This window comes from Rhodoblastus sp. (genome assembly GCF_019449565.1).
Classification (GTDB): domain Bacteria; phylum Pseudomonadota; class Alphaproteobacteria; order Rhizobiales; family Beijerinckiaceae; genus Rhodoblastus.
Genome location: NZ_JAGRPM010000088.1, coordinates 171,115 through 190,975 on the forward strand (window position 1 = coordinate 171,115; position 19,861 = coordinate 190,975).

A 19,861-nucleotide genomic window follows, 5' to 3' on the forward strand; every position below is an offset into this window, starting at 1 on the left:
CGGCCCCAAAAAGAGAAAGCGTCGGCCACGGAATCGCGGCCGACGCTGCAAAGAAGGAAGGAAAAGGGCTTATTTGGAGCCGTCCGCCTTGAACTGGGAGAGATAGGCCCAGAGATTGTTGCGGTCGGTTTCGTCGGGAATGCCGGCGAAGGTCATCTTGGTGCCGGGGATCTTCTTCTGCGGGGCGGTGATATATTCCAGGAAGGTCGCCTCATCCCAGGTCAGGCCGGAATTCTTGTTGGCGTCGGAATAATTATAGCCTTCAACCGCGCCGGTCTTGCGGCCGACAAGGCCGTTCAGCTCGGGGCCGACGACGTTCTTCGCGCCGGGGCCGATCTGGTGGCAGGCCTTGCACTTGTTGAAGACCTTGGCGCCCGCTTCGGGATCGCCCGCGGCGAAGGCTGAGGAGGAGACCAGAGCCAGAGCGGCCGCCGCCGCCAGCGTGTGGATGAGCTTCATGTGACGTTTCCTTCCTGACGATGGGGACTACGAACCCGAATCGGTGCAAACTTCCTTGGCGCAATAAACCGAAAGGATTTTTTGCGCGCGCCAATCTAGGCCGTGGAAAGGCCCATGACAATCGCTCCCGCGCTTATCAGACACTCAACTTTGGCGCCTCCTTTTGTCGCAGCGGGTTGATCCGTGTCTGGTCTCGACGCCGCGCGCGAAATCCTTCGTACCCGTTTCCGCTTCGATGATTTTCTGCCCGGCCAGGCCGAGGCCGTCGCCGCCGCGCTCGACGGCGAGGACGTTTTCATGCTGTGGCCGACGGGCGGCGGCAAGTCGCTGGTCTATCAGTTGCCGGCGCTGGCGCGGCCCGGACTGACCCTCGTCGTCTCGCCGCTGATCGCCCTGATGCGCGATCAGGCGCAGAAACTCGGGCGGCTTGGCCTTCCCGCGGCGGCGCTGCACGCCGATCTGAAGCCCGACGCCTATGCGAGGCTCCGCGCCGGTCTCGAAAACGGCGCGCTGCGGCTGCTCTATATAGCGCCCGAACGCCTCGCCGATCCCGAGACTCTGGCGATGGTCCGCGCGGCGGACGTGCGTGCGCTGGCGGTCGACGAGGCTCATTGCATCTCGCAATGGGGCCATGATTTCCGCCCCGATTACCGCCGCATCTCCGCCGCCGCAGAGGCCCTGGGATGGCCCCAGATAATCGCCGCGACCGCCACGGCTTCACCGCGCACGCAGGCCGACATCGTCGAAAATATTTTCGCGCGGCCGCCTCGCCTATTCATCGGCTCGTTCCGCCGGCCGTCGGTCGCGCTTTCGGCGCAGCCGCGCGCCCGCGACCGTTTCGCCCAATTGCTCGCGCTGGTCGCCGCGCGGAAGGGGAAAAGCGGCATCGTCTATTGCGCCTCGCGCGCCATGGCGGACCGGGTCGCCGATTTCCTGAACGGCGCTGGCCTCGCGGCGGCTTCCTATCACGCCGGGCTGCCCAATGACCTGCGCGCCGCGCGGCAGGACGAATTCCTCGCGCGCTCCGATATGGTGATGGCGGCGACCATCGCCTTCGGGCTCGGCGTCGACAAGCCGGACGTGCGTTTCGTCATTCATTTCGATCCGCCCGACCATCTCGAAACGCTCTATCAGGAAACGGGCCGCGCTGGCCGCGACGGAGCGGCGGCGGAAGCCATCGCCCTCTATGGCGCGCGCGACATCGCCGCCTTGCGCACCGCGCGGTTCGATCTCGCGCGCGTCGATCCGGCGGCGGGTTTCCGTGCGAAGGCGCTGTCGGATTATTTCCAGACCTCGCGCTGCCGGGAGCGGACGCTGCTCGCGGTTCTGGGCGAGGAAGCGCCGCCTTGCGGCCAATGTGACAATTGCCTTCGTGGCGGCCTGCGTCATGCCGCGTTCCGTGTCGCGCGGATCGCCCGCGACGCCCCGCGCGAGATGCTGGCCCTTGCGCGTCATGGTCTCGAGCTCCGCTTTGCAGGCCGGTCCTCGCCCGCCGCAGCCGAAGAGGAGACGACGGTCGAGGCTCCGGAGGATGAGGCGTTGAGACGGGCTTCGCGGCCCCTGAGCGCCGAGCAGGACCGGCGCCTTCGCGCCCTCCGGGCGGCGCGAATCGCCGTCGCCCGCCGTGGTGGCGTCGCGCCCTCGCGGGTAATCGCCGACGAGGCGCTGTTGGGTCTGATCGAATCGCCGCCAGCCGACCTCGAGGATCTCGTCTCCCGTTGCGGCGACGAAAGCGGAGCGCTGTCCCGTCATGGCGCGATCATTCTCGAAACGGCGCATCATGGTTAATTTTTACTTGAGATGTCTCAAAATAATACAGTAGCGGGGCAAGTTTTAGTTCAAAAATGCGATTTTTTTTAATAAATTGTGTTTGAAAAGTTATGGACATAACATTTCAGAAAGTTAATGCTTGTTAAGCTTCCTTAACGCATAGCTCGCCGAGTGCAAGCGCGTTATGCTCGCTGGAATGTCCCGTCAATGATGCAGTCCGTCGACTTTTCCTCCTTGCCATCCTCGCTTCCGGCGCCGAGTCCCATCGAGGCAAAACAAGGATCTATCGAGGCTGGCAGGGGGCTGCCGCGCGGGTTGGCCTTTCTCGTCAAGCCGCGCAAGGAGCTCGATGTTCGCTTCGATCCGGTCACGAGGACGGTCTGGTGCTCGATGCGCCACGCGACCAGCGTGAGCTGGACCCTGCCGTTGCTGCATGAGCTGAACGCCCTTTCCGCCGATATCCGCGCGCTACATGAGGAGCAGGTCTTCGACGAACCGCCGATCAAGTTCTTCGTCGGCGGCTCGCTGCGGCCCGGCGTGTTCAACATGGGCGGCGACCTGTCTTTTTTCCTGGACCGCGCGCGCGCGAAGGACGAGGAAGGCCTGCGCGCCTATGCCTATGCCTGCGTCGATCTGGTCTATAATAATTATCACGGCTTCAATTCGCCGGTCGTCACCATTGCGCTGCTGGAGGGCGACGCCCTGGGCGGCGGGCTGGAGGCGGCCTTGAGCTGCCAGGTCGTGATCGCCGAGCGCGGCGTGAACCTCGGCTTCCCCGAAGCCTTGTTCCACACCTTCCCCGGGATGGGCGCCTATAGCCTCATATCGCGCCGGCTGGATGCGGCGCGCGCGGAGAAGCTCATTCTCGGCGGTCGGATGTTCAAGTCCGAGGAATTCCACGAGATGGGCCTGGTCGATCATCTGGTCGAGAAGGGCGAGGGGGCGGAGCGGGCGCGGGCCTATATCCAGGCAAACACAAAGAAGCATGCGCTGCTGGGCGCAATGGGCAAGGTTCGCCGCCGCGTCGCGCCGCTGAGCCTGGAAGAATTGCGTGACGTGACCGACATCTGGGTGGAGACGGTGCTCAATCTCGCGCCAATCAATCTGCGCAAGATGGAAATGCTGGCCTTGTCGCAGGACCGGTTGTTCCAGCAGGCCGCAAGCCAGCGCTTCAACGCGGCGCCCTGAGCGGAATGGGGGGTGGCGGGCCGCCCGCTTTCGCGCGATTCCTTTTCGAAAACGAGGCTGCTTGAAAATGAAAGAGCCTCCCGCGATTGACCGGATCGCGGAAGGCTCTCGAATCGTCGCCGCTTGGAACAAGGCGTAGTACGGGGAGGAAGCGCGCTTCGCACAGTTCCAAGGCTTAGGCGCGACGACCAAATCCCTGGGAGTCCGGCTGGGCCGGTCTCACCAGACGACGGCGAGAACGGCGGTCATGAAGGCGAAGGCCGCGCAGATCGAGATAATTTCAACTTTGATCGCAGACGTCATCGACGAGCCTCCAGAAGTTCAGATGAAGCGTCTCGGGTCCGAATCGGCAAACTCGTTCTCGATGACTTCATCTGTGAAGATTTAATGAATTGTAAATTTTCCGACAGTTCATAACAATTCCAAATGACAGGCGCCGCGGCGCTAACTCTAGGCACTCTAGCCAAAACTGCATAGTTTCCGTGCATGCCGCCTTTTATATCATCGGCAGCCTTCACGACAGCCGGGACACCTGTGGCGACAAGCCCGAACAATGATCGCGACTGACAGCGGCGTGACGCCCGATATTTGAGCATCCGGTCCCCGCGCGCGCCCTCGGCGAGTCGTTTGGTCTCGCCACTTTCTCGTGATCGCCATCGTCACGCAAACGAATGCGCCTTGTTTAGAATTGTTCCAGCTTACGGCGCGCCGTGAATGCGTAAATCATTGAAACGCGTGGCCGCTCGGCGCTTAATGTCCAAGCGGGCGCGAATCGCGCGGGAAACGAGAACTGGGAACAGGAATGGGCGCCGAAGGGAGCTTTTGCGGACGGCGCGCTGAAAAGGGCAGGGGCTATCATCACGGCGGCTTGCGCCTGGCCTTGCTTGCGGCGGCGCGTGCGCTGATTTCCGAGCGCGGCCCCGCTGGTTTCACTCTTGCTGAGGCGGCGAAAAGGGTCGGCGTCACCGGCGCCGCGCCCTATCGTCACTTCGCCGACCGCGGCGCCCTCATCGCCGAACTGGCGCAGCAGGGCTTCGAGCATTTCAATGAAGAGCTGGGCCGGGCCTGGAACGGCGGTCAGCCTGACGCCGTCGCCGCCTTGCGCCGGCGCGGCGCCGCTTATCTCGCCTTCGCCAGCGCGGAGCCCGGTCTCTACAGGGCCATGTTCGGCGACGCCGGGACGCCGGCGCGTCTGAAGGGCGACAGCGCCGGGCAGAAAGCATTTGACGATCTCCTGCGCACCACCGTCGCCGTTCTGCGCCAGTTTCATGCGCCAGAGCAGGGCGCCCGCACGCTGGCGCTGCAGATCTGGGCGACGACCCATGGCGTGGCCGAACTGATGCTTGCCGGCCATTTCGGCGACAAACCCGATCAGGCGCCGGCGCTGTTGGACGAATCTGTCGGCGCGCTGATCGAGGCCGCCGTGCGCAAGGCGCTGGGCGTTCCGCCGATCATGCCGCCTTCATCTCCCGTCGCCTGAGCAGAAAATATTTCGCGCCGACCCCTGTGAAGCTGGGCGATGTAAATGTATATTACATTCACATCGCTGGCCGGACGGGCCGCGATCAATGGAGTGTCACATGAGCTGCTCAACTGATGCCCGGACCCGTTCCTCGCGTTGCGGGCGTATGCGCTGGAGGCCGATGGAGCTTGCGGCGATGATCCTCGGCTTCATCCTGTTCTGGCCCATCGGCCTCGCCATCCTCGGCTGGAAAATGTACCAGGCGAAAACCCAATATGCCGGCGATTTCGGCCAGTTCGCCCAGGAAAAATGGGGCGGATTCGAAAGGCGCAGCGGCCTTGGCGCAATGGCCCGCGAATTCGGCGGCAGGCCTGGAGCCAGCGGCAATTCCGCCTTCGACGAATGGCGCAAGGCGGAGCTTGAGCGCCTCGAAGAGGAGCGCCGCAAGATCTATGAGGCCGAAAAAGCCTTCTATGATTATCAGGAAGGCCTGCGCCAGGCCAAGGACCGTGAGGAATTCGAACGCTTCATGGCCAGCCGCGGCGCTTCGGCGCCGGACGGAAAGCAATCCTGACCGCAGATCGGCGGCGGCCTTCGGGCCGCCGTTTTCTTTTCGCCCGGGCGTCGTCTTCCGGCCAAGATCATTCCGGCCAAGACCATTCCGGCGAAACCGATTGAATTTTATGCATTAACTATCTTGCTTCAGGGGAGATTAACGCGCCGGTCGCACGAATGGCGGCATGGCGCGTCCTATCCTGCCTCTCCTCTTGCTCGCAATCGGGCTCGGCGGCCTCGCCGGATGCTCGAAGTTCGAGCGCGCCGAGCGCCCGGCTTGGCGGACCCGCGCCGAGAACGCCTGTTTCGCCCAGCGTCGAGTGGCCCTTAGCGCCTTTGTCCAACCTGCGGCCCATGAGATCGACGGCCCGTCGATCTGCGGCCTGACGAAGCCGTTGAAGGTCACCGCGCTGCAGGGCGGGGCGGTGCTGTTCAATTCCACACAGACGCTCGACTGCTCCATGGTGGCGGAACTCGACGTCTGGCTCGCCGACGTGGTCCAGCCAGCCGCTCAGGCCCGCTTCGGCCAGCCGGTGGCGCAGATCGATTCCATGGGCTCCTATTCCTGCCGGGGCATGAACAACCAGATCGGCGCGCGCCTGTCGGAACATTCCTTCGGCAATGCGCTCGACATTGGCGGCTTCCGCCTTGCCGACGGGCGGCAGATCACGCTGGTGCGCGACTGGACGCGAGGCGATCTCCAGAGCCAGGCCTTCCTGCGCGATATTCACAACGGGGCCTGCGAACATTTCGCCACGGTGCTGAGTCCGGGCTCAAATCCGTTTCACTACAATCATATGCATGTCGATCTGGCCATGCATGGCATGACCTCGAGCGGCCCCCGCCGCATTTGCAAGCCCGCGCAACAGAACACGGTCGCGCCGCCGTCGCCGAAGGACAATCTGCCCGAGACGCCCGAATTCGATGACGATCTCGACATCGCTCAGGCGGGCGCGCCGCGCGGCCCCGCCGCCTTTGCGACGACGGGCGGCGCCAATCTCGCATTGTCCGGCGCGGCGCCCGACCCGATCCGTCGACCGCCGCCGCCGACCGCGATGACCGTCACGACAATCCCCCAGAACTCGAGTCCCCATACCGCCATCGCGCAAACGACGCTCAACGCGCCGCTCACCCCCCCGCCGGGACCGCCGCGCCGGCCGGGCGGACTCGCGCCCGTGACCTTGCATGCGCAATTGCCGGCGGATGAGCCTCCGGCGCCGCCGCCCCGCGAACGGCGCGGCGCGATGCGCGAAGACGGGGCCTATGTGCCGGAAGGCGCGCCTTCCGATTTCGACCTGCCGCCCTCGCGCCCCAGGCGCTGAAGTTCGGCGGGACTCAATCGTCGTCTTCGAGATCGTCGTCGTCGAATTCGATCAGCGAGAGACAGGCGGCGGTAACGGTCGCGGTGCGCAGAGCGTCGTCGCTGTCGGCGTACCAGATCAGGTCCACCTGATCCTTGGTCTGCCGGACGACGGTCATGCCGCGCCCGCCGGATTTCAACTGCACGATTTCGCCGGGTTTAAAGTCCATCGCTTGTCTCGCCTCGCTCGCTTTGAACCCCGTGGCGAACCCACGGAGCGATTCGTCCCGCCTTACGGCCATTTCACTATCGGTGGCATGGATGACAGAATGGAGTCGACATTGCCGCCGGTCTTGAGGCCAAAAATCGTGCCTCGGTCATAGAGCAGATTGAACTCGACATAGCGGCCGCGCCGCACCAGCTGTTCCTCGCGCTGTTCCGGCGTCCAGCCCTTGCCCATATTGGCTTCGACCAGACGCGGATAAATGTCGAGAAAGGCTTCGCCGACCGCGCGGGTGAAGGCGAAGGCCGGATCGAAAGCCTCGTCGCCCGCTTCGAGATAATCATAGAAAATGCCGCCGATTCCGCGCGGCTCATTGCGGTGCTTGAGATGGAAATATTCGTCGCACCAGGCCTTGAAGCGCGGGTAATCCGCGACCGCATGGCCCTCGCAGGACTGCTGCATCGCGGCATGGAAGGCGAGCGTGTCTGGATCGTCCTGCGTGCGGCGGGCGTCGAGCACTGGAGTCAGGTCGGCACCGCCGCCGAACCAGGAGCGCGAGGTGACGACCATGCGCGTGTTCATGTGAACGGCGGGCACATTCGGGTTCCACGGATGCACGATCAGCGAAATGCCGCCCGCCCAAAAGCGCGGATCATGATCGGCGCCTGGAATCTGTTTGGCGAATTCCGGCGCGAAAGTCCCGTGGACGGCGGAACAATGCACGCCCGCCTTTTCGAACAGCCGCCCCTTGAGCAGGCCCATGCGTCCGCCGCCGCCGGGCGCGCCGTCGTGGTTTTTGCGCTCCCACGGCGTGCGCACGAAGGCTCCGGGCGTCGCGCCCGGCTCGGCCAGCACGGCGTCGTCGCGGCGCTCCAGCGCCTCGAAGGCGGCCATGATGCGCCCTTGCAGCGCATCGAACCATTCAACCGCCGCGCGCTTGCGAACATCCAGAATCGTGTCGTTCACGAAAGCTCCCCTTTAGCGAATCCATCGGTCTGGCGCAGCGCTTCCCCCAGCACCATCGCGGCCGCCACAGCGACATTAAGCGAGCGCAAATCCGCACGAATCGGAATGCGCAGCACGGCGTCCGCCGCTTCATGGGTCTCGGGCGGGGCGCCGGCGGATTCGCGGCCCACCATGATAATGTCGCCCGGGCGGAAGGCGAAGTCCACATAGGGCGTCGTCCCGCCGGTCGAGAGCAGCACCAGCCTGCGGCCCGTTGTCGCACGCCAGTCCTCGAAAGCGCGCCAGGAGGCGTGTCGCGCGATGTCGACATGGTCGAGATAATCCAGCCCGGCGCGACGGAAGTGCTTGTCGGAAATGGGAAATCCGGCGGGCTCGATCAGCGCGGCGTCGAGGCCGAGACAGGCGCAGAGGCGCAGCATCGTTCCCGCGTTTTGCGGAATGTCGGGCTGGAAAAGAGCCAGGCAGAAGGGGGCGGCGGCGGAGGGCATGGGGCTCGATAGCACCGCCGCGCCGCGCCGCCAATATCCGTCGGGTCCGCGATGCAGGCCCGCCGCATTTTTAGGCGCGCGCGATTCTGCTCGTCCTTTAGGCCGAGACCGGGGAAGGAAAGCCCAGAAAAAGCCGCGTGGTCTAAGCCTTTCTTCTTAGCGGGGTCTATGGACAATGGGGCGGAAAGGCGCCAAATAACGGCGCTTGCCCAAACAGGCCCGCCTCCTTTCGCTGTCGCGCCTTGCCCTCATCGGGCCCGCGCAGCCGGCGATTTCGGCGGTACAAACCTTTTCGCCGCGCGACGGAGATTCGTTCGAAGCCGCGCGAAGTTCAATGGCTTCGCCGCCCGAGGCGAAGCGAGTCTCCGCCGGTCGCGGAGGCGCTCCAACGATTGGGGACGAAAACTTGGCCAGCGCAACGACGGTCGAACCGACCCGCAGAGACTTTCTGTTCATCGCCACCGGGGCCGTGGCCGCCGTGGGCGCGGCCGCCGTGGTGTGGCCGCTGATCAATCAGATGAGCCCCGACGCCTCGACCCTCGCTCTGGCCTCGACCGAAGTCGATATCGGCGCGATCCCCGAGGGCCAGATCATCACCATCAAATGGCGCGGCAAGCCAGTCTTCATCAGCCACCGCACGGAAAAGGAAATCAAGGAGGCGGAGGACGTCAATGTCGCCACCTTGCCCGATCCGCAGACCGACGCCGCCCGCGTCCAGAAGCCGCAATGGCTGATCGTCATCGGCGTCTGCACCCATCTCGGCTGCATCCCGCTCGGCCATCAGGGCGAATATGGCGGCTGGTTCTGCCCCTGCCACGGTTCGGTCTACGACACCTCGGGCCGCATCCGCAAAGGCCCGGCGCCGCGCAACCTGGCCGTTCCGCAATATAGTTTCCTGACCGACACGAAAGTGAAAATCGGCTGACCCGCCGTCCGGCCCGCGCCGGACGCCTCCGCCCGTCCCAACGAATTTTCGAAGAGATACCAGATGCACGGACACTCAACTTTCGAGCCGAAGAACGGCGTGGTGAAGTGGCTTGAAGCCCGTCTGCCGATTCTCAGCTTCATGCACGGCTCCTTCGTCGCCTATCCGACCCCGAAGAACCTCAATTACTGGTGGACCTTCGGCGCGATCCTGTCCTTCATGCTGATCGCGCAGATCGTCACCGGCGTCGTGCTGACCATGCATTACACGCCGGAATCGACTTTGGCCTTCTCCTCGGTCGAAAAGATCATGCGCGACGTGAACTGGGGCTGGATGCTGCGCTACGCGCATTCAAACGGCGCCTCGATGTTCTTCTTCGCCGTCTATATCCACATCTTCCGCGGCATTTATTACGGCTCCTACAAGGCTCCGCGCGAAGTGCTGTGGATCCTTGGCGTGATCATCTTCCTGCTCATGATGGCCACCGGTTTCATGGGCTATGTGCTGCCCTGGGGCCAGATGTCCTTCTGGGGCGCGACCGTCATCACCAACCTGTTCTCGGCCATTCCCTTCGTCGGCGACGAGATCACGGTCTGGCTGTGGGGCGGATATTCGGTCGACAACCCGACCCTGAACCGCTTCTTCGCGCTGCATTACCTGCTGCCCTTCATCATCGTCGCCGTTGTCGGCCTGCATGTCTGGGCGCTGCATGTGTGCGGCCAGAACAATCCGGACGGCGTCGAGATCAAGGACATTGAAAAAGACACCGTGCCCTTCACGCCGCATGCGACCATGAAGGACAGCCTGGGCATCGTCTTCTTCCTGCTGCTCTATTGCTGGTTCATCTTCTACGTCCCGAACTATCTCGGCGACGCCGACAATTACATCCCGGCGAATCCGATGAAGACCCCGCCGCACATCGTTCCGGAATGGTACTTCCTGCCGTTCTACGCGATCCTGCGTTCGATCCCGGACAAGCTCGCGGGCGTCATCGCCATGTTCGCGGCGATCGCCGTGCTGGCCTTCCTGCCCTGGCTCGACACCTCCAAGGTCCGTTCGGCCAAATATCGCCCCATCTACAAGATCTTCTTCTGGGTCTTCGTGGTCTGCGCGGTCGGTCTCGGCTATCTCGGCGCCATGCCTCCCGAAGGCGGCTTCGTCCTGGCGTCGCGCATTCTCGCCGTGGCTTATTTCGCCTTCTTCCTGATCGTTCTGCCGCTGCTTGGCCTTTTCGAAAAGACCAAGCCGGTGCCGGCCTCCATCGCCGACGCGGTTCTCGCCAAGCACGGGTCCGCATCATCGGTTGCGGCGGGCGCCGCCTCCGCTCCGCAGACCAAGGGCTGACCGGCCGATTTCGAGGAACTCAACTATGGCTTTCACCAAGAAAATCGGAATCGCCGCGGCGGCCTTGCTGGGCGCCGTCGCCTTCTCCAACCTGACCTTGCGCGCGGAAGAGGGCGGCGGACACGAGACGCCGAATCCGACCCGTCAGACCTGGTCTTTCTCGGGCCCGTTCGGCACGTTCGATCGCGCGCAGCTGCAACGCGGCTTCAAGGTCTACAAGGAAGTCTGCTCGAACTGCCACGAGCTGCACATTCCGATCCGCACGCTCGCCCAACCGGGCGGCCCCGGCTTCACGGAAGATCAGGTCAAGACGCTCGCCGCAACCTATACGGTGCATGACGGCCCGAATCTTCAGGGCGAAATGTTCGATCGTCCCGGCCGTCCGGCGGACGTCTTCCCGGCGCCCTTCCCGAATCCGGAAGCGGCCGCCGCCTCGCTTGGCGCCGCGCCGCCGGACATGTCGTTGCTCGCCAAGTCGATCAAGTTCGAGCGCGGCTTCCCCGCTTTCGTCTTCGATGTGCTGCCTATTCCCGGCGGCATGTATCAGGAAGTCGGGCCGGATCTGATCTATGCGATCCTGAACGGCTACACCAAGGAAGACGATCCGAACTGGAATCTCTATTTCCCTGGCCACAAGATCGCCATGGGCAAGCCTTTGGCCGCTGGCCAGGTGGATTATACGGACGGCACGCCAACGACCCTGGAGCAATATTCCAAGGACGTCGCCGCCTTCCTGTATTGGGCGGCCGAACCCAGCCTTGAGCAGCGCAAACGCATCGGCGCTCGCGTCATGATATTCCTGCTGGTTCTGGCCGGCCTGCTCTATTTCACGAAGAAGAAGATCTGGGCTGACGTCGCCCATTGATCTTCTCGCGGCAGCAACAAAAAGAAACGTCAAGAGGCCCCCTCATAGGGGCCTCTTTTCATTTCATCGGCGCGTCGGTTGCGGCGGCGCCATGGGCCGCGCGTCCGCCCTTGCGCCCGGCCGTCTTCGCCAGGTCCTTGTCGCGGGCGAAACTGCGGTTGGTCGGGCTAACGCTGCGCCCGCCCTTACGACCGGCCTCGGCGGCCAGTTCGGAGTTTTGCGAAAAACTCCTTTTCTCGCGGGGCACGCTTTCTCCGCCCTTGCGGGCGATTGCGCGCTGCTTCTCCGGGTCCATCGAGGCGAAGCCCCGAGCTTTCTTGATCGTCTCCATGCCTAAATCCTCGCGGCGCGCGCTCGGGGCGCAGGCCCTGAACGGGGGGATAGTGCCTAACAAACGCGCGAACCGGCTTTAGGGTGCAATTTTTCGTGTTTTAAACGATCACCAAATCGTGACAGCGAGGCCGAAGGCCCGGCGCGCCGATCGGCGTAGTCTGTTCACCCCTCTTCTGGGCGCATCGTCCGATTTGCCGGGCGGGCGCCGTTTGGAGCTCCGCCATGACGCAGACCCGCACCGAAACGGACTCGTTCGGCCCGATCGAGGTGGCCGAGGACAGGCTCTGGGGCGCGCAGACCGAGCGTTCCCTGCGCAATTTCGCGATTGGCGGGCAACTCATGCCGCGCGAGATCATTCACGCCCTCGCTTTGGGCAAGAAGGCGGCCGCGAAGGTCAATGCCGAACTCGGCCTGCTCGATCCCAAGCTCGCTGGCGCCATCGTCGACGCCGCCGAGGAAATCGCCTCCGGCCGGCTCGACGATCATTTCCCGCTAAAAGTCTGGCAGACGGGCTCCGGCACGCAGAGCCACATGAACGTCAACGAGGTGATCGCAAATCGCGCCAATGAGGTTTTTGGCGCGGCGCGAGGCGCCATGGACCCCGTTCATCCCAATGACCATGTCAATCTGGGGCAATCGTCCAATGATTCCTTTCCGACCGCCATGCATGTCGCGGCGACGAGGGCGCTGATCCAAAATCTCCTGCCGGCGCTGCGCCAACTCGAAGCGAGCCTGCGCGCCAAGGCGCGGGAATTCGCCAGCCTGATCAAGATCGGCCGGACCCATTTGCAGGATGCGACTCCGATCACGCTCAGGCAGGAGTTTTCGGGCTATGTCGCGCAGGTCGCCCTTGGCGTCGAGCGGATCGAGGCGGCGCTCCCGGGGCTCGCCTTCCTGGCGCAGGGTGCGACGGCGGTCGGCACGGGGCTGAATTCCCACAAGCTGTTCGCCGCGAAATTCGCCCGGGAAATCGCCCGCGAAACGGGCCTGCCCTTCAAGCCGGCGGAAAACTTCTTCGAGGCGCTGGCCAGCCACGACGCTCTGGTCTTCGCGCATGGCGCTCTGGAATCCGTGGCGACCGGCCTGTTCAAGATCGCCAGCGACATTCGGCTCGCGGGCAGCGGGCCGCGCGCCGGGCTTGGCGAACTGATTCTGCCGGCGAACGAGCCCGGCTCTTCGATCATGCCCGGCAAGGTCAATCCGACCCAGGTCGAGGCCCTGACCATGGTCTGCGCGCGGGTGTTCGGCAATCAGGCGACCATCGCCTTCGCCGCGTCGCAGGGCCATTTCGAGCTGAATGTCTACAAGCCGGTGATCGCCTTCGCCTTTCTTGAAAGCGTGCGTCTGCTGGCCGATTGCGCCCGCAGCTTCGCGGTCCATTGCATCGATGGTCTCGCGGCGGATCCGCAAAAACTCGAAGCGGCCATGCGGAATTCGCTGATGCTGGTGACGGCCTTGACGCCCAGGATCGGTTACGACAAGGCCGCGAAAATCGCCAAATCGGCCCATGCGAATGGCGCGAGCCTGCGCGAGGAGGCGATCCGGCTCGGCTTCGTCAGCGCTGAGGATTATGACGCCTGGGTTCGACCCGAGGACATGCTCGCCCCGAAGGGCTGATCAATCGCGATTGTCGCCGAAACAGGCCATGATCGCGTCATGCGCCTGAGTTTTCTGCGCGGGCGTCAGATCGTCGCGCGCCATCCGGGGCCAATAGCCGTCCGCCTTGGCGTGCGCGACCGTGCAGACGCAGGTCTTTTGGCAAAGCTCGGCCTCGTGCGTGTCCTCGAAACATTGCGCGAAGCATTGCCCGATGAAGCCGGTTTCCCGCGCGGGCGCGACGACGAAGAGCGCGAGCAGAGAGAAAAAGCCGAACAGCAGCGGCTGATGAATCAGATAGAAGGCCAGCGAATGGCGCCCGCACAAAGCGAGAGCGCGCGAAACCGGCCCGCGCGCCGGCGGGGCTTCGCCTTGCGCCCGCCTTGCGATCCATTGCCCGAGCGCCAAGCCGAACAGGACGAAGGCCAACCATGGAAACAGCGGGCGGAAATCATTGCTGGGCGGCTCGAACGTCCCCAGTCCGGTCCACCAGAAGATTTTCGCATCAAAAAAGGGCGCGGCGAGGATATGCGGCGCCGCCAGCGCAAGGGCGCCCGCCGCGAGCAAGACCCAGGCTGGGGCGGCGACCAAAGGCGCGGCGACGAGGCTGGCAAGCGCGATGCAATGGAGGATGCCAAAAAAGATCGGGGTCGCCGGGAACAGCCAAAAAGAGGAAAGGCTGATCGCCGCCGCCGCTGCGATGATCATTGCCCAGCGCCGCCAGAAGGCCGGGCTGCGCAGGAGCGGGCCGCGCGTCTGTCTGGCGAGGGCGAGGCTGATCCCCACCAGCATCAAAAAGCTCGCTCCGATGGCTTGGCCGAGCCAATGGAAACCCGCCGTATGGGGAATTCCGTGATCGATCCAGCCAAAATAGGCCAGATCCCAGGTCAGATGAAAGCCGAACATCGCCCAGAGCGAGAGGCCGCGCGCGGAATCGATCCAGCCGAGGCGGAGAATGTCGGGGCGCGGGGCGGGGGCGGTCACGGCTGGAAGTGCGAAAAGACCATGTCCGGCGCCGAGAGATTATGCCGGGAGGCCGAGTGGCGTCCCGCCCAAAGCTCGGTGACCATCGCGCCGGGGAAGGACAGGACCGGGGATTCCTCCCAGCCCTTGCCGTCCTTGACGCGCCAGGCCACGCGGGCGACGTCGGAATTGGTCTCGCTGGCGAACATGGAGCGCAGCGCCGCGAAGGGCAGATTGGCGGGGATGGCGCCGGAATAAGCGACGTCGAGCGCGACATGATCCTGATCGACCTGCCGGATCGTCACGGTCGCCGAACCGCCGCGCACGAAATTCAATGTGAAGGCCTTTTTGGCGGGATCGAAGGCGATATCCTTGATCGCGACGATCGGTCGCGGGCCACCGGGTCCATCCTGAACCTCCAACGGCCCGATCTGGAACGACGAGCCATAGGCCGTCCAGCGCATATCGCCGAAGGGCAGGGGGCGGATGCGCCAATTGCCGTCGGATGGATAAAGGACGAGAACTTCCTCGGCGCGCTCGCGAAACAGCATCCAGAGCTGGATGTAATTGAACCCCGGCTCGACATGGTCGCCGACGCGGATCGGCACATTCGCCGGACGCCAGAAATCCGGATCGGTCAGGCCGGTCAGCCACAGCGTCGGCGTCTCGAAAAAGGTCTTGCGTGGCAGCGCGCCCTCGGCATGCGGAATGTTGCAGGCGGAAAAATCAGGCGCCCAGCGGTCTGTGCTGATCATGCCGATATAGACGGGATGCGCCGCCTGGATGGTGAAATGGCGCACGTCCGGCGAGACGAAATCCAGCTCGACATTGTCGCGCTCGGCGCAGAGTTCGGGCGTCGATTTATTGACGACCTTCACCGCCAATTCGTTGACGAGCTCCTTGGCGCCCTGCGCTTGAGCGGGGGCGGTCAGAGCGGGCGCGACGAGGCAGGACAGGAGGCAGGCGAGACGAAAAAGGCGCATGGGATCATCCGAAAGAGGCTTTCGGCTTTAAGCCGGCCCGGCCGTCAAGGCAAGCGCCGCGGCATTCCAGAAAAAAGCGCCGCGGCATGCAGGGAAAGCTTTGGCTCATTTCTCGCTTAAAGCTGGTTCTCGTGGCCCGAAGCGATTATGTAGGAAACGGCGCAACGGCGTGCGAACAAGGGCTTTCCTCGCAAATGACGGATGTTTTGGGTCTTTTTTCTTCGCCTGCGGTCTCCGGCGCGGTCAGCGTGGAGCGCGCGGTGGCGGAATTGCGGGCTGGGCGGCCCGTGGCCCTGCTCGAAGGCTCCGTCCGCCAATTGGTCTTCCCTGCAGAGAATCTCGATTCCGCCAGCGCCGCCGCGCTCGAACAACTGGCGCGCGGCCGCGCCAATCTGATCCTTTCCGCCCAAAGGCTGCGCCGCCTCGGTGTCGAGCGTACGGCGCCCGGCCTCATTTCGATGCCGAAGATCGACGTCGAGCGGGTCGGCGCGCTTTTGGCGGACGAGGGCGCCTCCATCGACGCGCCAGTGGCTGCGCCCGGCGCCGCCGACGAGGCCGCGCTCGATCTGCTGCGCCTCGCCACGCTCTTGCCTGGCGCGATCGTCGCTCCCTTGGCGGACCCGATGCCGCAATTGCAGGAGGTCAATGGCTGCGACGTGCGCTCCTTCCGCGCCAAGAAGGTGCTGTCTCTTCATCTGATCGGCCGCGCGCCGCTGCCGCTCGAAGGCGCGCCCAATTCAGAAATCGCGGTCTTTCGCGGCGGTGAAGGTCTGCGCGACCAGGCGGCGGTCATCGTCGGCAAGCCCGATCTCTCCGGCCCGGTCCAGGTCCGGCTGCATTCCGCCTGCCTCACCGGCGACCTGTTCGGCTCGCTCAAATGCGATTGCGGCGACCAGCTGCGCCATACCGCGCGTTTCATGGCCGAGAATGGCGGCGGCGTTATCCTCTATCTCGACCAGGAAGGGCGCGGCAACGGCCTCGCCAACAAAGTCCGCGCCTATTCGCTCCAGGCGCAAGGCTACGACACCTATGACGCCGACGAAATCCTCGGCTTCGGCCTCGATCAGCGCCGCTTCGGCTATGCGGCGCGCATGCTCGACCTGCTTGGCGTGACGCGCGTCCGGCTGATGACCAATAATCCGGCCAAGATCGAAGCCCTGCGCGCGGCGGGGCTCGACGTGACGGACCAGCGCATCCAGGGCCGGCCGACGCCGCAGAACATCCATTACCTCGCCACCAAGCGCGACAGAGCGGGCCATTATCTCGATGTCGATCTCCCCCCCGCCGGCGGCGGCTGAGTCCCGCCGGGTCTTTCGTTTCGCGCTTTTCCTGTTCGTCCTCGCCAGCCTTTACCTGGCTTGGCCGTGGCTGTCCGGGCAGGTGACGATTCCGTGGGATTCCAAGGCGCATTTCCAACCGCAGCTCTCCTTCCTCGCGCACGCGCTGCATAGCGGCCAGTCGCCGTTCTGGACGCCCAATGTCTTCGCGGGCATGCCGCAGGTCGCCGATCCGCAATCGCTGATCTTCTCCCCGCCTTATCTTCTGCTGGCGGCGCTCGATCCGGCGCCGAGCTTTCAGGAGGCCGACGCGGTCGCCTTCGCCATGCTCACGCTCGGGGGCATCGGCTGGATGCTTTATTTCCGCGATCGCGGCTGGCGCGCGGCCGGGGGACTGGTTGTGGCGCTCGCCTTCGCCTATGGCGGCTCGGCCGCCTGGCGCATCCAGCACACCGGCCAGATTCTCAGCCTGTCCTGGTTTCCGCTCGCCTTCTGGGCGCTCAGTCGCGCGCTCGATCGCGGCTCTTTCCTTTGGGGCGCGCTGGCCGGGCTGTTTGCCGCCTTGATGGTGCTTGGCCGCGATCAGATCGCCTGGCTCTTCGTGCTGACGCTGACGTTTTTCGTCATCTGGCGGCTGTTTTCGCCGCCGGAAGGCGATAGCCGTGGCTTTTTTGCGCGGCTCGGGCGGATGTTCAAGCCGCTGCTTGGCGGCCTCGTCGTCGGGATCGCCGTGGCGGGGCCGCCGCTGCTCTGGACCATAGCCCTCGCGCAACAATCCAATCGCGCGGAAATCACGCTGGAAGGCGCGATGCGCGGCTCTCTCCATCCCGGGTCGCTGCTTACGGCGCTGGTCGCCAATCTCTATGACGTGCATGGGCCGCAATCGGCCTTCTGGGGGCCGCCGTCGCCGGGCTGGGGCGAGACCGGGCTCTATATCGCGCGCAATATGGGCGAGGTCTATTTCGGCGCTTTGCCCTTCCTCGCGCTCGTCGGGCTGGGATTCGGGCGGTTGTGGGCTTTCGCGCGGCCGATGCGGTTTTTCTCGGCGGCGATGCTGGCCATGGCGATCTACGCCTTCGGCAAATATACGCCGGTCTTCGCCGCCCTGTTCGATGTGCCGGGCGCCAATCTGTTCCGGCGGCCGGCCGACGCCACCTTCCCGCTTTGCGTTTTCGCCAGCGTCGTCGGCGGCTATTGCGTCGCCCGCTTCATCGACGCGCCGCCCGACAAAAAGGCCCGCAACATCGCATTGGCTTTGGTCGGCGCGCTTTACGCGGTCGCCCTGGGCGTCGCCTTCGCCAAGGGGCGTCTTGGCGACGCCTGGCCCGCACTGGGTTTTTCGCTGTTCTGCGCAGCGCTGTCCGTCGCCGCTCTGCTTGCCGCGCGGCGTTGGCGCGACGCGCCCGCGCTGGGCGTGTTTTTGATCGGCGCCGTGCTGACCTTCGACCTGTCGCTGAACAACGCGCCCAACCAGTCGACCGCCCTGCCGCCGCAGACCTATGACGCCTTGCGCGAGGGCACGCAGAACGAGACCATCGTCTTCCTGAAGCAGAAGCTCGCAGAAAACGCCGAGCCCGACCGTCGCGACCGCGTGGAGCTGGCGGGAATCGACTTCCATTGGCCGAATGCGGGATTGACGCATGGCTTCGACATGGACCTCGGCTACAACCCGATCCGGCTGACCACTTTCGTGGACGTCACCCACGCCAACGACCATGTCGCCATTCCCGAGCAGCGCGTCTTCTCGCCGGCCTTCCCCTCCTATAAATCGCCGATGGCCAATCTGTTCGGGCTGCGCTGGATCGCGACCGGCGTGCCCATCGAACAGATCGACCCCAGCCTGAAGCCGGGCGATCTGCCTTTGGTCAAGCAGACCGCCGACGCCTATCTCTACGAGAACGCCAACGCTTTGCCGCGCGTGCTGGCTCCGGGCCGCGCCATTGCAACGGATTTCACCGCGATCGAAGCGAAGGGCGGCATGCCGGATATCGATTACCGGCGTTTCGTCCTGCTCGACCGCGCCGATTGCGCGGCAAGGCCAGAACTGGACTGCGCGCCGGACATCGCGGCGGCTTCCGCGAGCGGCGCGGAGGCGGGGACGGCCAAAATCATGCGCTATGACAATACGCTGGTCGATGTGGAGGCGGTCGCTCCCGCGCAGGGCGGCTTCCTCGTCCTCAATGACGTCTGGCAGGACTGGCAGGCCGCCTATGTCGATGGCCGCCCGGCGCCGATTCTGCGGGCCAATCTGATGTTCCGCGCCATTCGCCTCGGCCCGGGGCCGCATCGCGTGCGCTTCCGTTTCGAGCCGTTTCGCGGCTTCGCGAATTTCCTGCCGAAAGGCTGGAGTTTGCCGGGTCTGCGCAATCCGCCCCGCGGTTGACGCCTTTCGCGACAAGCGTGTCGGACAGCGGGCGTCGCCAAGACGACGGCGCTGTCGCCTTCTTTTCCCGTTTGATCGGGCCGGAACAAATTGTCTTCCCTTGAAGGGCTGAACAAGAGGCTTTTGGCGCGGGCATGGGTTTTGCTCGTCGCTCGCCGGGAGCAAACGCGGTTCATAAACCGCCCCCCTTTGGAGGTTGACCCATGGCCAATGTGACCTTTTCCTCTCCGTCCGTTACCCGCGACGTGACCGTTTATGCGGTGGCGGGCGATCGCGGCACGCTGCTGGCGCTCGCCAAGGACAATAAAATTCCGATCCCGTTCGATTGCCAGGACGGCGAATGCGGTTCCTGCCTTGTTGAAGTCACTGTGCTCAGCAAGTCGACCCACGCCATTTCCCTCACCGAAAAAGAGAAGGAAATGCTCAAGCAATTGGGCAAGATCTCCAAGGCCGAAGTCAAAGACGCCGAGGTCAACGACCAGCCGCCGCATTTCCGCCTTGCTTGCCAGTACATCATCCGCGACGAGGATATTCTGGTGAAATTCGCCGGCGACGAGACCATGCCTGTTCAGCAGCGCAAGTCGGGCGCGAAGATTTCGGAATGAGGCGGGGCCGCCGGATCGTGCCGATCCGGGCGACCAAGCTTATCGACCAAGCAATTTGACCAAGTACATCGGCCAAATGGACCGATGTCAGTCCGGGGAGGACGCGGGGGCGTGGCGATCACGCCCCCGTTGCTTTTTTGGGAGGGCGCGCGGCGGTTTTTTTTAAGGGAGTTGCG

19 protein-coding genes are annotated in these 19,861 nt (G+C 64.3%); 12 read left to right on the forward strand and 7 right to left on the reverse strand.

Annotation, left to right across the window (positions count from 1 at the left end; all coding sequences use genetic code 11):
* Positions 1-69: 69 nt before the first annotated feature.
* A complete protein-coding gene (locus QZ409_RS21230) occupies positions 70-459 on the reverse strand; it encodes a cytochrome c family protein (RefSeq protein ID WP_296715352.1) in 390 nt (129 codons plus the stop codon).
* A 183-nt stretch (positions 460-642) separates the two neighbouring features.
* Between QZ409_RS21230 and QZ409_RS21235 the strand changes: the two genes are divergently transcribed.
* From QZ409_RS21235 to QZ409_RS21725, 5 genes are all read left to right on the forward strand, one after another.
* Positions 643-2,247 carry an ATP-dependent DNA helicase RecQ gene (locus QZ409_RS21235; RefSeq protein WP_296715355.1) on the forward strand — a complete coding sequence of 535 codons (1,605 nt, stop codon included), beginning with the start codon at positions 643-645 and terminating at the stop codon, positions 2,245-2,247.
* A gap of 189 nt (positions 2,248-2,436) precedes the next feature.
* Positions 2,437-3,417 carry a crotonase/enoyl-CoA hydratase family protein gene (locus QZ409_RS21240; RefSeq protein ID WP_296715357.1) on the forward strand — a complete coding sequence of 327 codons (981 nt, stop codon included), beginning with the start codon at positions 2,437-2,439 and terminating at the stop codon, positions 3,415-3,417.
* A gap of 802 nt (positions 3,418-4,219) precedes the next feature.
* Positions 4,220-4,897, forward strand: a complete 678-nt coding sequence (locus tag QZ409_RS21245) for a WHG domain-containing protein (protein ID WP_296715360.1) — start codon at positions 4,220-4,222, stop codon at positions 4,895-4,897.
* A gap of 100 nt (positions 4,898-4,997) precedes the next feature.
* A complete protein-coding gene (locus QZ409_RS21250) occupies positions 4,998-5,453 on the forward strand; it encodes a DUF2852 domain-containing protein (RefSeq protein ID WP_296715362.1) in 456 nt (151 codons plus the stop codon).
* A gap of 166 nt (positions 5,454-5,619) precedes the next feature.
* Positions 5,620-6,756: an extensin family protein gene (locus QZ409_RS21725; protein WP_342394863.1), complete on the forward strand. Its 1,137-nt coding sequence runs from the start codon at positions 5,620-5,622 to the stop codon at positions 6,754-6,756.
* A gap of 13 nt (positions 6,757-6,769) precedes the next feature.
* Here QZ409_RS21725 and QZ409_RS21260 read toward each other — a convergent pair whose 3' ends face one another.
* The 3 genes from QZ409_RS21260 to QZ409_RS21270 form a co-directional block, all read right to left on the reverse strand.
* The gene (locus QZ409_RS21260; protein WP_296715365.1) at positions 6,770-6,964 is read right to left on the reverse strand and encodes a DUF2158 domain-containing protein; all 195 of its coding nucleotides are present in this window, start codon (positions 6,962-6,964) and stop codon (positions 6,770-6,772) included.
* A gap of 62 nt (positions 6,965-7,026) precedes the next feature.
* Positions 7,027-7,923: an oxygen-dependent coproporphyrinogen oxidase gene (gene hemF / locus QZ409_RS21265; protein ID WP_296715367.1), complete on the reverse strand. Its 897-nt coding sequence runs from the start codon at positions 7,921-7,923 to the stop codon at positions 7,027-7,029.
* Positions 7,920-8,411, reverse strand: coding sequence for a tRNA (cytidine(34)-2'-O)-methyltransferase (locus QZ409_RS21270; protein WP_296715369.1), 492 nt, complete (start codon positions 8,409-8,411; stop codon positions 7,920-7,922). The genes hemF and QZ409_RS21270 overlap by 4 nt, the downstream gene beginning before the upstream one ends.
* 406 nt (positions 8,412-8,817) lie before the next feature.
* Between QZ409_RS21270 and petA the strand changes: the two genes are divergently transcribed.
* The 3 genes from petA to QZ409_RS21285 all read left to right on the forward strand — a co-directional run bounded on the left by petA (position 8,818) and on the right by QZ409_RS21285 (position 11,545).
* Positions 8,818-9,336, forward strand: coding sequence for a ubiquinol-cytochrome c reductase iron-sulfur subunit (gene petA / locus QZ409_RS21275; protein ID WP_296715371.1), 519 nt, complete (start codon positions 8,818-8,820; stop codon positions 9,334-9,336).
* A gap of 63 nt (positions 9,337-9,399) precedes the next feature.
* Positions 9,400-10,680, forward strand: coding sequence for a cytochrome b/b6 (locus QZ409_RS21280; RefSeq protein ID WP_296715373.1), 1,281 nt, complete (start codon positions 9,400-9,402; stop codon positions 10,678-10,680).
* 25 nt (positions 10,681-10,705) lie between these two features.
* Positions 10,706-11,545, forward strand: coding sequence for a cytochrome c1 (locus tag QZ409_RS21285; RefSeq protein WP_296715376.1), 840 nt, complete (start codon positions 10,706-10,708; stop codon positions 11,543-11,545).
* A 58-nt stretch (positions 11,546-11,603) separates the two neighbouring features.
* On the opposite strand, the gene QZ409_RS21290 is transcribed toward QZ409_RS21285, so the two are convergent.
* Positions 11,604-11,876 (reverse strand): KGG domain-containing protein, encoded by a 273-nt coding sequence (locus QZ409_RS21290; RefSeq protein WP_296715379.1) that lies wholly within the window; start codon positions 11,874-11,876, stop codon positions 11,604-11,606.
* Between the two features lie 224 nt (positions 11,877-12,100).
* On the opposite strand from QZ409_RS21290, the gene fumC reads away from it, so the two are divergent.
* On the forward strand, positions 12,101-13,495 hold the full coding sequence (gene fumC, locus QZ409_RS21295; RefSeq protein ID WP_296715381.1) for a class II fumarate hydratase: 1,395 nt from the start codon (positions 12,101-12,103) through the stop codon (positions 13,493-13,495).
* Here the strand turns inward: fumC and QZ409_RS21300 are convergent, their stop codons facing one another.
* Together QZ409_RS21300 and QZ409_RS21305 are read right to left on the reverse strand one after the other, a co-directional pair.
* Positions 13,496-14,458 (reverse strand): heparan-alpha-glucosaminide N-acetyltransferase, encoded by a 963-nt coding sequence (locus tag QZ409_RS21300; protein ID WP_296715384.1) that lies wholly within the window; start codon positions 14,456-14,458, stop codon positions 13,496-13,498.
* Positions 14,455-15,420, reverse strand: a complete 966-nt coding sequence (locus tag QZ409_RS21305) for a hypothetical protein (protein WP_296715386.1) — start codon at positions 15,418-15,420, stop codon at positions 14,455-14,457. The genes QZ409_RS21300 and QZ409_RS21305 overlap by 4 nt, the downstream gene beginning before the upstream one ends.
* A gap of 194 nt (positions 15,421-15,614) precedes the next feature.
* On the opposite strand from QZ409_RS21305, the gene ribA reads away from it, so the two are divergent.
* From ribA to QZ409_RS21320, 3 genes are all read left to right on the forward strand, one after another.
* The gene (ribA, locus tag QZ409_RS21310; protein ID WP_296715388.1) at positions 15,615-16,718 is read left to right on the forward strand and encodes a GTP cyclohydrolase II RibA; all 1,104 of its coding nucleotides are present in this window, start codon (positions 15,615-15,617) and stop codon (positions 16,716-16,718) included.
* Positions 16,687-19,080 (forward strand): hypothetical protein, encoded by a 2,394-nt coding sequence (locus tag QZ409_RS21315; RefSeq protein WP_296715390.1) that lies wholly within the window; start codon positions 16,687-16,689, stop codon positions 19,078-19,080. The genes ribA and QZ409_RS21315 overlap by 32 nt, the downstream gene beginning before the upstream one ends.
* 203 nt (positions 19,081-19,283) lie before the next feature.
* Positions 19,284-19,685: a 2Fe-2S iron-sulfur cluster-binding protein gene (locus QZ409_RS21320; RefSeq protein WP_296715392.1), complete on the forward strand. Its 402-nt coding sequence runs from the start codon at positions 19,284-19,286 to the stop codon at positions 19,683-19,685.
* Positions 19,686-19,861 lie beyond the last annotated feature (176 nt).

Bases quoted from the DNA above. Each gene is read 5' to 3' on its own strand.
- QZ409_RS21230 (WP_296715352.1), bottom strand. From the start codon at position 459: ATGAAGCTCATCCACACGCTGGCGGCGGCGGCCGCTCTGGCTCTGGTC.
- QZ409_RS21240 (WP_296715357.1), top strand. From the start codon at position 2,437: ATGATGCAGTCCGTCGACTTTTCCTCCTTGCCATCCTCGCTTCCGGCG.
- QZ409_RS21245 (WP_296715360.1), top strand. From the start codon at position 4,220: ATGGGCGCCGAAGGGAGCTTTTGCGGACGGCGCGCTGAAAAGGGCAGG.
- QZ409_RS21250 (WP_296715362.1), top strand. From the start codon at position 4,998: ATGAGCTGCTCAACTGATGCCCGGACCCGTTCCTCGCGTTGCGGGCGT.
- QZ409_RS21725 (WP_342394863.1), top strand. From the start codon at position 5,620: ATGGCGCGTCCTATCCTGCCTCTCCTCTTGCTCGCAATCGGGCTCGGC.
- QZ409_RS21260 (WP_296715365.1), bottom strand. From the start codon at position 6,964: ATGGACTTTAAACCCGGCGAAATCGTGCAGTTGAAATCCGGCGGGCGC.
- QZ409_RS21270 (WP_296715369.1), bottom strand. From the start codon at position 8,411: ATGCCCTCCGCCGCCGCCCCCTTCTGCCTGGCTCTTTTCCAGCCCGAC.
- QZ409_RS21280 (WP_296715373.1), top strand. From the start codon at position 9,400: ATGCACGGACACTCAACTTTCGAGCCGAAGAACGGCGTGGTGAAGTGG.
- QZ409_RS21285 (WP_296715376.1), top strand. From the start codon at position 10,706: ATGGCTTTCACCAAGAAAATCGGAATCGCCGCGGCGGCCTTGCTGGGC.
- QZ409_RS21290 (WP_296715379.1), bottom strand. From the start codon at position 11,876: ATGGAGACGATCAAGAAAGCTCGGGGCTTCGCCTCGATGGACCCGGAG.
- fumC (WP_296715381.1), top strand. From the start codon at position 12,101: ATGACGCAGACCCGCACCGAAACGGACTCGTTCGGCCCGATCGAGGTG.
- QZ409_RS21305 (WP_296715386.1), bottom strand. From the start codon at position 15,420: ATGCGCCTTTTTCGTCTCGCCTGCCTCCTGTCCTGCCTCGTCGCGCCC.
- ribA (WP_296715388.1), top strand. From the start codon at position 15,615: ATGACGGATGTTTTGGGTCTTTTTTCTTCGCCTGCGGTCTCCGGCGCG.
- QZ409_RS21315 (WP_296715390.1), top strand. From the start codon at position 16,687: ATGTCGATCTCCCCCCCGCCGGCGGCGGCTGAGTCCCGCCGGGTCTTT.
- QZ409_RS21320 (WP_296715392.1), top strand. From the start codon at position 19,284: ATGGCCAATGTGACCTTTTCCTCTCCGTCCGTTACCCGCGACGTGACC.